Source organism: Paenibacillus sp. 01T422 (assembly GCF_056398785.1).
On sequence record NZ_JBFTQB010000011.1, the window covers coordinates 1 to 13,110 of the forward strand.

Annotated in this window: 11 protein-coding genes and 1 rRNA gene; all 12 read right to left on the reverse strand. The window is 48.5% G+C overall.

Annotated elements, in window-relative coordinates; all coding sequences use genetic code 11:
- Positions 1 to 147 (reverse strand): 16S ribosomal RNA (locus AC1DUA_RS01340); the annotation flags it as partial.
- 222 nt (positions 148 to 369) lie between these two features.
- A complete protein-coding gene (locus tag AC1DUA_RS01345) occupies positions 370 to 1,344 on the reverse strand; it encodes a DUF1835 domain-containing protein (RefSeq protein WP_477498008.1) in 975 nt (324 codons plus the stop codon).
- A gap of 29 nt (positions 1,345 to 1,373) precedes the next feature.
- Entirely contained in the window at positions 1,374 to 3,395 is a 2,022-nt protein-coding gene (ligA, locus tag AC1DUA_RS01350) for an NAD-dependent DNA ligase LigA (protein ID WP_477498009.1), read from the reverse strand.
- Between the two features lie 60 nt (positions 3,396 to 3,455).
- A complete protein-coding gene (pcrA, locus tag AC1DUA_RS01355; RefSeq protein WP_477498010.1) occupies positions 3,456 to 5,810 on the reverse strand; it encodes a DNA helicase PcrA in 2,355 nt (784 codons plus the stop codon).
- Between the two features lie 4 nt (positions 5,811 to 5,814).
- Positions 5,815 to 6,516, reverse strand: a complete 702-nt coding sequence (pcrB, locus tag AC1DUA_RS01360) for a heptaprenylglyceryl phosphate synthase (protein ID WP_477498011.1) — start codon at positions 6,514 to 6,516, stop codon at positions 5,815 to 5,817.
- Between the two features lie 180 nt (positions 6,517 to 6,696).
- Positions 6,697 to 7,149 carry a hypothetical protein gene (locus tag AC1DUA_RS01365; protein ID WP_477498012.1) on the reverse strand — a complete coding sequence of 151 codons (453 nt, stop codon included), beginning with the start codon at positions 7,147 to 7,149 and terminating at the stop codon, positions 6,697 to 6,699.
- A 192-nt stretch (positions 7,150 to 7,341) separates the two neighbouring features.
- Positions 7,342 to 8,070 (reverse strand): spore coat protein, encoded by a 729-nt coding sequence (locus AC1DUA_RS01370; protein WP_477498013.1) that lies wholly within the window; start codon positions 8,068 to 8,070, stop codon positions 7,342 to 7,344.
- Positions 8,071 to 8,097: 27 nt separating this feature from the next.
- Complete coding sequence (locus tag AC1DUA_RS01375; protein WP_127453252.1) at positions 8,098 to 8,322, reverse strand: hypothetical protein; 225 nt, start codon at positions 8,320 to 8,322, stop codon at positions 8,098 to 8,100.
- Positions 8,323 to 8,722: 400 nt separating this feature from the next.
- Positions 8,723 to 9,655, reverse strand: coding sequence for a DUF4340 domain-containing protein (locus tag AC1DUA_RS01380; protein WP_477498014.1), 933 nt, complete (start codon positions 9,653 to 9,655; stop codon positions 8,723 to 8,725).
- Complete coding sequence (locus tag AC1DUA_RS01385; RefSeq protein WP_477498015.1) at positions 9,652 to 11,040, reverse strand: GldG family protein; 1,389 nt, start codon at positions 11,038 to 11,040, stop codon at positions 9,652 to 9,654. Before AC1DUA_RS01385 ends, AC1DUA_RS01380 begins: the two co-directional genes overlap by 4 nt.
- 5 nt (positions 11,041 to 11,045) lie before the next feature.
- A complete protein-coding gene (locus AC1DUA_RS01390) occupies positions 11,046 to 11,762 on the reverse strand; it encodes an ABC transporter permease subunit (protein ID WP_477498016.1) in 717 nt (238 codons plus the stop codon).
- Positions 11,755 to 12,801 (reverse strand): ABC transporter ATP-binding protein, encoded by a 1,047-nt coding sequence (locus tag AC1DUA_RS01395; protein ID WP_477498037.1) that lies wholly within the window; start codon positions 12,799 to 12,801, stop codon positions 11,755 to 11,757. Before AC1DUA_RS01395 ends, AC1DUA_RS01390 begins: the two co-directional genes overlap by 8 nt.
- Positions 12,802 to 13,110: the final 309 nt, after the last annotated feature.

Sequence of the window (13,110 nt, forward strand, 5' to 3'; positions counted from 1 at the left end):
TTTCCGATAGTTATCCCAGTCTTATAGGCAGGTTACCTACGTGTTACTCACCCGTCCGCCGCTAAGCACCGAAGTGCTCCGCTCGACTTGCATGTATTAGGCACGCCGCCAGCGTTCGTCCTGAGCCAGGATCAAACTCTCCATAATAGAAAAGCTTAATTGTACTCATTGACTTGCTAGCGAGATTTTGCAATCTCATTCAGTCGCTTACGCGACTGATTTTGCTGATTTACTTCATCTATTTGTTCAGTTTTCAAAGAGCTTTATTGCGTTACCGTTTAAAGCGTTAATGTGTCGCTCTTGCGGTGACAAGAACATATATTATCAGGTTTCAAAACCAATTGCAAGCATCTTTTTACATCCATTATCTTACAGCTTCGAAACCCTTGATTCTACTGTGTCTAGGCGCCAGATATGCTGTTTCCCATTCAAATGGACACCACCAATCCAATCGTCAATGCCATTCAACGCGATGTGGTCTTCTTTACCCGTGAGAACTAGTTTACCCGTATTGGTTAATCTTACTCGCCAATTCTCGAAGTGATCGRGTAAGGACTCACCGTATTTCGGGAATCTGTCTCCACCAGTAAGGGAGATTAATGGATGAGCACATAACTGGAGCTTCTCTAATAAACCCCAGAACTGCAAATCTCCTAAGCCATAGTCGCTGGCTTTCTCGCTTACATGTTGAAATAGCGAGTAAAGCGAACCCTCACTACGATCAATTTCCTCAAGAGTGAGCTGCTCCAGGCTGCTCAAACCATTTTGCATAGATGGATAACGATCTAAATTAGCCTCTAGTGCCCTTTTAAGAAAAGAAAGCTCTGACAAGTCCTCCTCCATTAAAGCTGCCAAAGACAACGGCTCAGAGTTCGAATAAGCACTCCATACCTTAGCGGCAATATTAAACTGCCCCTCTGTTACTGGCGACACCTCGCTGTAGAGTTGAGTAATTTGATGTTCGATAGTTTGATCATACTGGATAAGCGATAATCGATCTGGCCCAATATGCAGTGCAGATAGTCGCGTTAGCAAATAGCAGAGCATCAATTGGTCAAATAGATCCTGATCAAACCACAGGACAATTTCGCGAGCCTCTCTTGACAGCATTGCCAATTGCTCTTCTTGATGAAGCGTGTTGGACGTAAACATATCTTCTGGGATCCCATGTTTTCCAAACATATAGGAGGCCCTGCCTGATAAAAGGACGCTGTCCGACATCTGCATGCCAATAGGTCCTTCATATAAAGACTCGCGCCACACCAGTATTTCGCCATCTATGCTCGACTTACGCAGTTTATCTCCAAAAGCGTCTCCGTTCACAATATGCAGCTTACTTAGCATGGCGCAACCCTCTTTTCAAAAATTTAAAATTAACCTTCACCCAACAGCTGCAAAAGTTCCTGTTCATCCTCAATAATCCGAATGCCAAGCTCCTGTGCTTTGGTCAACTTGCTTCCGGCGCTCTCCCCTGCAATAACGATGTCCGTTTTCTTAGAAACGCTGCCGGTGATTTTGGCACCAAGCGCTTCAAGCTTCTTGGCGCACTCGTCACGCCCCATGGTAGAAAGCGTACCAGTGAGAACAACCGTTTTGCCAAAGAACGGGCTATCCGGGCTTGCCAACACAACCGCAGGCTCTTCCGCAATAGGATTGACGCCAGCGGCCAACATGCGCTCAATACTGGATACCATCACAGGGTCACGAAAGAACGAGTAAATGCTCTCAGCGACAATGCCGCCCACATCCGGGAGGGCGATGAGCTCCTCAGGTGTTGCCGCCATGATTTTGGGCAGGCTGCGGTAATAATCCGCCAGTACTTTCGTTGTCGTTTTGCCGGAGTTGGGGATGCCTAACGCATATAGGAACGACGCCAGGTCTCGGGATTTACTTTTCTCGAGAGCGCTCAGCAGGTTGTTGACCTTCTTCTCTCCGAAGCGGTCAAGCTTCACGAGATCATCGAACTGCAGCGTGTAGAGATCCGCAGGATCATTGACGCCAAGCTCTTGGTGCAACTGCGAAGCCGTCATCTCGCTGAAGAACTCTATGTCCATAGCATCGCGCGAAGCAAAATGCGACATACGTCCAACGAGCTGCGGACTACAGCCAAGCCGATTCAAGCAGAATAGATGCGCGCCACGCATCTCAAGCTCACTGCCGCAGGAAGGACAATGCGTCGGAGCGACGATTTCCTCGCCGTCATTCTCCTCGGTCACTTTGCCGAGAATTTCGGGAATGACGTCATTGGAGCGACGAATGTAGACGAGGCTGCCCAAGGCGTGCTTGAGGTTCTTGCGTTCGATGTCGCCAACATTGTTCAACGTACAGTTCTGTACGGTAACGCCAGCGAGATCTACGGCTTCTACGCGAGCTAACGGCGTAATTTTGCCGGTGCGGCCTACTTCCCAGGATACGCTTTGGAGGATCGTTGTTGCTTCTTCCGCCTCGAACTTGTACGCGATAGCCCAACGAGGGAACTTCTCCGTATACCCCAACACTTCCCGTGTGCGCATGTCCGTAAGCTTCACGACGCTACCGTCGATGAGGAAATCAAAACCTGAACGCTCTTCTGCGATCCGTTCCAGCTCTGCGCTTACTTCTTCAATTGTATTGAAATAACGTGTACGGTTGCTGATTTTGAAGTGATTATCCCTTAGAAACTGAACCATATCCGCATGGTTTGCAAATTGGATATTGTCCGAATAACCTACATTATAGAAAAAAGCGTTCAGCTTACGTTCTGCGGTTACTTTAGGATTCAAGTTGCGGAGCGCTCCGGCGGCTGCATTTCGAGCGTTTTTGAGCGGCTCTGCGGCAGTCTGATTGTACGCTTCAAGGACAGACAGGAACATCATKCCTTCACCCTGCACCTCAATCGTCCCCTGATCATACGGGATTTCGAGCGGGATAGATTTAATCGTCTTGATCTGCGCTAAAATCCCTTCTCCTACGGTACCATTCCCACGTGTGGAGGCTTGTTTAAGCTGTCCTGCTTCATAAGTAAGGTTGAGCGTAAGCCCATCAAACTTTAATTCCACTACATAGGTAGGGTCAGGCAGAGGGGTTTCCGGATTCTTGCCGTTATAGTCGGCAATCAGTTTAAGTACGCGTGTATGCCAGGTTTGCAGATCCTCGGCATTTTGCGCTTTGTCCAAGCTCCATAGACGGGCTAGATGACGGTGCGGGTCAAAACCTTTCAGGATGGCGGCGCCTACACGCTGGGTCGGGGAAGAAGGCAGGATGGTTCCTGTCTCCTTCTCCAGCAATGCTAATCTATCATATAAAGCGTCCCACTCGGTATCCGAAATCGTCGGCTGATCGAGCGTGTAGTAATTATGATTGTGTTTGTTTATTTCTTGGATGAGGGTTTTCATTGCCGCGATGGCATCTGTCATTACGGGCTCTTCCTCTCTAATGGGAAATAGGTAATCCAAGGCTGATCTTCTATCCAACCCTTATATTTTGGTGATAGGGGCGAATTTCGCCAACAGGCGCTTCAAACCATTAGGCGCCGGAAAAGCAATTTGCAGCTCGGTGTCATCACCCGAGCCTTTCACGGACACAACGGTGCCGACGCCCCACTTGCCATGCGACACTTTGTCGCTGGCTTTGTAGTCCGGCACCGCGCCGCCTGCAACCGGCTGCGGAGCCCGGAATGCAGGCGGCTTCGCAGCCGCCGCAGGGCTTGGCGCAGCTGCGCCGGCACTTGGCCGTCCGAATGAGGAYGGCGTGCCCCAGGTAGACGAGCCCGTGGAACCGCGGCTCGTCTGGGAGGCGGCAGCGCTGCCGCCTCCGCTGCTGCCCCACGAGCTGGTGCGGCCAGCTCGGGAGAAGCCTCCGCCGATGGAGCCTCCCATCGAGACTTTCTCCAGGAGTTCCGGCGGAATCTCCTGGAGGAATCGCGATGGCGCGTTAGCGGCGGTGCGGCCAAAGAGCGTGCGCATGCGCGCGCACGTGAGGAACAGCTCTTCCTCGGCGCGCGTGATGCCGACATAGGCCAAACGGCGCTCCTCTTCGAGCTCTTCGTTGTCCGCAAAAGCCCGGCTGTGCGGGAAGACGCCTTCTTCCATCCCGATGATGAAAACAACCGGGAATTCCAGACCTTTGGCGCTGTGCATCGTCATTAATACGACAGCGTCTTGTTCTTCCTCTGGTTGGTCTTTATCCAAAGTATCGATATCGGCGATAAGCGCCAAATCGGTCAGGAACGAGATGAGGGACTTGTCCTCGTTGCGTTTCTCAAAGTCCATGGTCACGGACAGGAACTCTTCAATATTTTCGAGACGAGCTTTGGATTCAATCGTATTCTCTCGCTGCATCTCCAAACGGTACTGGGATAGTTCGAGCACTTTCTCGGTAAGTTCCGTCACGGATAAGTATTCAACCATCCGGTTCAGATTATCGATCATCTCACGGAAATCAGCCAACGCATGCTTCGCTTTGGAATTAATCTCCAGAACATCGATTTCCTCCAGCATGGCAAATAACGAAATACCGCGGCGTCCCGCCATCTCCGCAACTTTGTCCATCGTGGTGCCGCCGATGCCCCTCTTCGGAACGTTGACGACTCGATTCAAGCTAATATCATCGTTCGGATTGGAAATCAGTCGCAGGTAAGCCAAAATATCTTTGATCTCTTTACGATCGTAGAACTTCACGCCGCCAACAATCGTATACGAAATGTCGGACTTAATGAGAATCTCCTCTATCACCCGTGATTGCGCATTCGTCCGGTAGAGAATGGCATGATCCGCGAACTTTTTACCCTTGGATTTGTTTTTGTTAATTTCACTTGTAATGAAATAGCCTTCTTCATGCTCCGTGTCAGCTTGGAATAGCTTGATGCCTACGCCGCCCTCTTTATCTGTCCACAGATTCTTGGGCTTACGGCCCGTATTATTGCCAATAACTTTATTCGCTGCCGTCAAAATATTCGAAGTGGAGCGATAATTTTGCTCTAATAAAATGGACGTAGCGTCTGGATAATCTTTTTCAAAATTGAGGATATTCGTAATATCCGCGCCGCGCCAACGGTAGATGGACTGATCGCTGTCCCCTACAACACAAATACGCTTATGTTTGGCTGCAATCATTTGACACAGCATATACTGCGCCCTATTCGTATCTTGATACTCATCGACGTGAATATATTGAAATTTGTTTTGGTAGTAATCCAGAACTTCTGGTACTTCGTTAAACAAATGAATGGTTGCCATAATCAGATCATCGAAATCCAGGGAGTTGTTGCTTCTCAGCTTTTTTTGGTAGAGCGTATAAATTTTTGAGGTCAGTCCGTCGAAGTAGTCACCGATTTTGTCTTCAAATTGTTTAGGAGAAATAAGTTCGTTTTTGGCAGTAGAAATTGCCGCTTGAAACGTTTTGGGCTCAAACTTCTTTGTATCGATGTTGAGTTCCTTGCAGCAAGTTTTAATCACAGAGAGTTGGTCACCTGAATCTAAAATCGTAAAATTCGAGGTAAAACCAATTCGCGTAATATCTCTGCGCAGCATACGCACACACATGGAGTGAAACGTGGAAACCCAAATATCGTTCCCGCTCCCGCCGACCAGCTTGCCAACACGCTCTTGCATCTCGCGCGCTGCCTTATTCGTAAATGTTAATGCTAGAATGCTCCATGGCGCCGCTCTGCGCGTGCCGATCAGATAAGCAATCCGATGCGTGAGCACGCGCGTCTTCCCACTTCCCGCTCCAGCCATAATCAAAAGTGGACCGTCAACCGCTTCGACCGCTTTTCGCTGCTGGGGATTCAATCTTTTAATCGCATCTAAGATATTGACTGTCTCGTTCATTAGGTTACCTTCCTGTTCTATCAAAATTCACGTTCACCGTCTGAAGCGCCTGCTCCAGATCACTATAGATGATGTTGCCAACGACAATGGTATCTGCAACTTCCGCCGCTTGCTGCGCTTTGGCCAAGCTATCGATGCCGCCTCCATAAAATAAACGGGCATTCTCCAGAACTTGCCGCGTCCTCCGCACCAGCTCCATATCGCCGAACACACCGCTGTATTCCAAATATACAATTGGCATGTTGAATAACTTGTCCGCCATGCGCGCGTAAGCCGCAACATCTTTGGCATCCAAGTTCGCACGAGCTTTCGTCAGCTTCGCCGCCGCAGCCTCGCTGTTGAGAATCACGTAGCCTTCCGCTACAATTTCATCCCAATTCAGCAGGGAACCATATTCCTTCAACGCTTCATGATGCTGCCCGACGATCCAATTCGGATCTTCCGCATTGAGCACAACGGGAATGAAAAAGAGATCGAACCCAGGGACGATAGCCTCTTGGCTAGAAATTTCAAGTACACACGGCAATTCATACTGACGAATCCGGGCCATGAGGTCTACGGTATTATCAAATGTTACGCCCGTTGAACCTCCAACCATAATTGCATCCGTTCCCGACTGACAAATGAGATCAAGCGTCTCATCGGATATGTCGCGATCCGGGTCCAGCTTAAAAACATGTTTCCACTTCCGTATATCGACGATCAATTGTTTCCCTCCGATTAGGCGGCAATACTGCCATACTATCAACAGTCTATGCTACCCATTCGGGTGTGTCAAATGACAAAAGACGGGCTATTTGCCCGTCTTTTCAAAGAATATGCTTGCAGCATGTTCCGATCTTCACCCGAGCTTGTTTTCCGCCCGAATACGCACAAATGTTCTTACTTATTTCACTTCAATATTAAGAATTTTCTCAACATTGAGGTCTTTGTGGTCATTTTGCTGAAGCTCAAGGCGGATCTCGTGTTTACCAGTAGCTAAATTATTCAGCGTTAACGGACCCGTTTTACCGATCATTGCCTTTTGCTTGCCATCAACGTACAGATGCAGATGTCCTTGCCCTTGCACATTCGCTTTATCCATACTGTCGGCTGATAATTGGAAATTCGTTGTCTCGTACGTAATTGTTACATTTCTGCCATCCACTTTAGAAACTTGTGCGTCAATGGCTGGTTTAGCGCCTGAAGCTACCGTTTTTACGCTGCTGCCTGCTACTGTTGTCGCTACCTTGGGGCCTGCACCAGTTGAACTAATGACTTCCTCTTTAGAACCGCATGCAGTTGTAACTGCTCCAAGTAACATTAAAGTCGCTGCGCCGTAAATCCATGTTTTTTTCATCAGCTCTACTCCCTTTTCCCATAAGTTTGGACATCCTTGTTCCTTATATATGTGTGACAAGCTGGTTCCATACCAGGATTATGAGAAAAGTGGGACAAATTTAATAAAAATAATTTCGATGCAGAAAAAACGAAGACGCCCTAAGCTAAGCGCTGTGGACGTCTTCTGTCTTTTGAGATGAGTAGTAGTAGGTTAAAAACTATATTTGCTTCCCTCATGCTGTTTGTTCATGTAGGAGTTCTCACCTGTATCATTAGAGGATTGGCGGGAAGCGATGCTTGAATTAGCCGAATTGCCCGTCATACCAGCATTGTCTGATGCCCCGTAAGCGGATGATGCCGCATAGTTCTGGGAGTAGCCATTGCTCGTTTGGCCGTAACCTTGCGCTTGATTGTTGTGAACGGCATTCGGATATTGAGACGTATTTATCATAGGTTGGATTGGCGCTTGATGTTGATGTAAGCTCGAGATTGGATTGTGCTGCTGCTGTTGTGTTTGCTGGTGCTGATTTTGGGAGTACTGCTGCTGCTGTTGCGAAGTCGCCATCGGCTCCTGTTGTTGGTAGCTCGTCGACGGTGCATGGCTTATATTTTGCTGCACGAAGGACTGCAGCTGCGCTGCGGTCTGGCTTTGCTTCTGCAACTCCTGTTGGATTTCCTGCTGGTCAGCCGGTTGAACCTCATAATAACCTAGCTTCTGGATTTCTTGAAATAAAGTCGCATGACATTGAAGTGTCTTAGACAGCAAGGTTTGAAATGTCTGTTTAATTTGGGGATTAACAGCCTCAGTTACCGCTGTTGTGTACTCCCCTGCACTCCGTTTCAGCTCGGATAGAACCAAATTAGCAAGGTCCTGCTCTTGCAAGCGTACCTGTTGCTGTTGCTGCTGCTGTTGTTGTTGATAGGGATTTTGTTGATACATGCTTCTTGCACCTCCTCTATGTATGTGTTAGTGGGTCAAGCCTGATTGCTGCTGCAGCGTGTTGATGAGGATGCTGACGCTTTGGAGCCGTTCCTGCGATAGCTGGGACATGGTTTGCTTCAATGATGGACTTTGGCTGCCAACAGAAGCGTGTACACAAAGCTTTGCTAACAAATCCTCGTTCTTCAGCGTATCCGAAAGGTACGAGAGCTCCTTGCCGGTAATGGTTTGGTTCCCTTGATTGTTGTACATGTGAATGTTACCCTCCTTTCCATTCCTTCTTTGTAGGTTTCCCAAAATTTGCCGATTTATGTCATTTGGTAAAAAAACCTTTTTTGTAACACCGAGCCGCCGCCGGGTGTGGGGCCCTTCTTCTGATGAAGTTCTATGAGCGAGGAGCATTCACTCGAAAAATGGATATCCCATTGGATGAATTCCAATGAAAATACCTTTAAAAGGCATATATTCTACTTTTCATTGGATGAATTCCAATAAACCGCATTAAATTTGACGTTTTAGGGGCCAAATTCGTCTATGCCATTGGAATTACTCCAATGAACTTAAACATTCAACCATCAAAACAACCTCTTCGTTGGATTACCTCCAATGAAAAAAAGCCCCGGCACAGCACATGGCTGTCAGGGGCTTCCTCCTATGACGCAGGCTGCGCCGGCTTGTCGGCATACGCATCTGCCAGTTTCTGTATGTCTGCCGCCGCAAGCTGGTAGGACCAAGTCCCACCTTGCTTAGCTAGCCAGACTTGATCTTGACTCACCTTACCTTCATAAACCTCGGTAACGTCTTTGCCGTCTACGGACAAACCAAGCTCGACTTTGAACTCGCCGCCTGCCGTCGGCTTCTGAGCGAGCGGCTGCGGCAGCTCCGTGCTGTGCAGGAAGACCAGCTCATCCAGCAAAGGACTCGCATCCGCGCCCTTCAGCTCCTTATCGCCAAGCTTCCAGTTCGCTTCAGCGGCAACTTTGTCCTTGTCCGTTTTGGCAAGTGTCCAGGTCTGACCCTTCCACGTGACCTTCACCGATTGAACCTTGTCATTCTCGATCTTGAATGGGCTTGTGTCGGCAAAGTCGACCGGAGCCTTGTTCAGCGAAGACAACGATTGATCACTGACTYGGTACACAGCCGGAGAACCTTCCACCTGAACGTAGGAGAACCCTTCAATCGGAAGAGCAGTTCCGACCAGAAGCCCCTTCTTGGAGCCATCTTTCATCGTGACTTCATACGTGCCAACAGGCTTATCCAAGCCGTAATTGGCTAAATTGCTCGCTTGCTCTTCCACAACMTTGGTAGAGGTAACTAAGCCGATAGCATCTAACCACGAATCTACCTGATTCGTATTCATTGGCGCCGCAGCCGGCGTTTTCATCTCCCAGCCACTGTCCGTGCGGTTCAGATCAATCTGCTGCTCTTCGGTTTTCACCGCAAGCGACTGGACGTCTTCTTGTTTTAAGGTGAGAAGGGTTTTCGGTTCTTCTTTTTTCTCTTGAAAGAAGTCTTTGCTCGAAGCGTACCAGAAACCGCCGATACAAATAACCACTAACAGAATCGTAGGAATAAACCGTTTCATCCTCTTCTCCTCCTCCACCAGATCAAGCCGCCGATGACTAAGAACAAGAGCGGTAAGAACACGATCGTGATTAAGAAAATCGTATTTGCCTGGCTAGGCGTAATCATCGCTTGCTGGAACGCATCTCCTTGACGCGGACGAATCGTAATTTGATCCTTCTGTTCCTGCAGCCAGCCAATACTGTTCATCGCAAAATCTTTGTTTCCTTGGTTCTGAATATCCTGATCCAGCACGAACGTCGAACCACCCAGAATAACAGCCTTAGGCTTGTTATCTTTGTTCGAAATCGCATAACCCAAATTCAGAGGGCCTTTGACATCCGTCGCATCCTGTTTGGTTTTGGACTGTGCCAGGAGGTTAATGTCGGTTTCACCGTAAGCTTTGTCAGTCGTCTTCAAAAGCAGGGATTGCGTGTAATCCGGCGCACTTTCATCTGCATTCAAACTAACCGCCAGCGACAGCATCGTAACAAGATTATTGCTGGAAAGCTTATTGGTAATGTCGTGAGAACCGTAATCCGGAATGATCGTTAAAGGGTCGTAAAGCGATGTTTGTTTGGGTTCAATCGCAATCGCGTGTTGATCCTGGATACCATACGTTTTCATGATGGCATCGATATTTTTCCACTTGGTCGCCATATCTTTATCAAAGCCCAGCGCCATGTAGATTTTACCTTTATCCTTCAAATAAGCCTTAATCAGTTCAGCTTCTTTGTCGTTCAAATCGTTCTGCGGACCTAGCAGCATCAGCATCTGCGCATCGTCGGGTATTTTACCCTCAACGTAAAGATTAAGATCCTTCACCGTGTAATTTGCGGCTTCCAGACTGCTTTTCAAAATTGTCATTGCATTCAGCGGATACTCTTGATGACCAGAAAGCATGTACACCGTGTGTTTCTCCGTAGATGTTAAGCTCGTAATGGCTTGCGTGAACTTCTCTTCCCCTGAAAACGTGTAAGATCCGTCCTGCTGACCCACGAACAACTCGTAGAAATTCACATTCTGCTTCTTGGTGCCCATTTCAAAAACGAGCGTGCCGCCTTGATCCACGCCATACTGCTTAGCCATAGACGGCTGTTTCAGCATATCGTATTCGTCGTACGTAATTTTGCCGCTTTGCTTCTTATACTCTTGAATCATATCCGTAACCTGGCGCGTCACGAATTCATTGTTGTCACCACTATTTGTAAAAGCAGTAATATGGATATCTTGATTTAAACTTTTAAGCGTGTTGACCGTTTGCTCCGATAGCGTAAAATTCTTGTTTTTCGTCAAATCGACCTGAAAGCCTTTCAGCGAGTGAAGGAAAATGGTCAGAATGATGAAAATACCGATCACCGCGATGGATAAAACTGTCGCATTCGTTCCTCGTATCCACTTGTTCATCCCACTCACCTCCAACGCTTTCTTTCAAGGACTTGTATGCTAAGAACGAGAAAAACTGCTGTTAATGTGACATAAAAGAGGATGTCTCCGCCATGTAGAACGCCTTTTTGCAAATTCGACAAATGGCTCGTCAATGAGAATTGACCGACATAATCTTTCAGTTTGCCTGTCATGCTGGAGCTCACCCAATCAAGCAGCCACAGCAGCAGCAAAATCACAAAACCAGTAATACCAGCAACCATCTGGTTGTTAGAAAGGCTTGATGCGAACAAGCCGATAGCCATCATCGCGCAGCCTAGCAGGAACATGCTTAGATAGGACAGCCATAACACAGGCTTATCCATTTCGCCGAAAGCAGACATGATGAGCGGATAAATCAAGGAAATAGCCACAAGTCCTACCTGTACGATCAAAGTGGACAAATATTTGCCCATCACAATTTCACCGATGCCGGCAGGCGATGTAAGCAACAGCTCATCCGTGCCTTGGCGGAATTCATCCGCGATCAGACGCATCGTCAATAATGGGATAATAAACAGATAGATAAACGAGGTATTGCCTACCACGGAACGCGCATCAATGATCGGCGGCTGGCCGCTTACAAAATTGATATAGAAGAAGAAACTAGACAGCAGCACGTAGAAAGCGAAGGCTACATACGCAACTGGCGAAAAGAAATACATTTGCAGCTCTTTCGAGCAGATCGCCCAGATTTTACGCATCGTTGTCTTCCTCCTCTTCCGATTTGCTGTCCGCTTCGGCAGGCTCGTCCGTTGTCAACTTGAGGAAGATATCCTCCAGGCTGAGGCTTTCCCGCTTCATCTCGAGAATCGGGTATCCTGCACCTGCTAGGCGGAAGAACAGATCCTCACGGATATCCGAGCGATCCGCAGAGGTGACGAGCAGCTTCACGGACTCCGCTTCCTTGACGGCGGCAGCAGGAGTTTCTTCAGCTGCAGGCACTGCGGACGAAGCTACAGGAGGAGCTGGAACATCGAGCTCCTTAACGTCAGCAACCGTATCCAGGCTGCGCAGCTCGGTCAAGATCCGCTCGCGAGGTCCCTTGACCTCGAGCGACACTTCGAACGTCTCGCCCATCGTGCGGCCGAGATGCTCAGGACGCTCGTCGAGCACGACGCGGCCTTGGTTAATAATGAGAACGCGGTTACATATCGCGTTAATTTCTGGCAAAATGTGCGTGCTCAGCAGCACCGTGTGGTTCTCGCCCAGCTCATGAATCAGCTGGCGGATTTCGATGATCTGCTTCGGATCAAGGCCTGACGTAGGCTCGTCCAGAATAAGCAGATCCGGTTGGTGCAGAATCGCTTGTGCAAGGCCCAAGCGCTGTTTGTAGCCTTTGGACAGAGAGCGGATAATCTGCTTCTCGCGACCTTGCAGACCGAGCTTGTCGATGGCTTCGCCGACTCGCAGCTTCTGCTCCCGTGCCGGCACATCGCGAAGATTCGCGATAAAGCGCAGGTACGACTGCACCGTCATTTCCGGATAAAGCGGTGGCGTTTCCGGCAAATAGCCGATTTTGCGGCGTGCTTTCTTCGGGTTGTCCGCCATGGAGTGGCCATCCACCAGGATTTGGCCGTGCGTCGGATTCAAGTAACCCGTGATCATGCGCATTGTCGTTGTTTTGCCAGCACCATTGGGCCCTAAAAAGCCGACGATTTCGCCGCGCTGCATCGAGAAGTCGATGTTATGTACGCCGCGATCGTTTTCGTACAGCTTGCTGACTTGTTTGACCTCAAGCATCCAAGATCCCCCATTCATTCTTTCGTTCATAGTAACCATCATCACTATACCCGTGGAACAATAAACCAACCTTAAGCAAATCTGAAAAATACATTAAAAAATTGTGTCCAAATTGTGAACACAATAAGCCTCATGTGTCAGAAGTTTGCGTGGAGTGTGGGGAATGGTTGAAGAGGGCTGCGTTTGGAACTATAGTCCGCTATTTTCGGGATATGCGGGATTTCGCGAGGTTAGGGGGAACTACAGGGTCTTATATCTTGCAAGCAGGCGAGATTTGAGCACACAGCAAGGAAATAGAGGATCATAGTT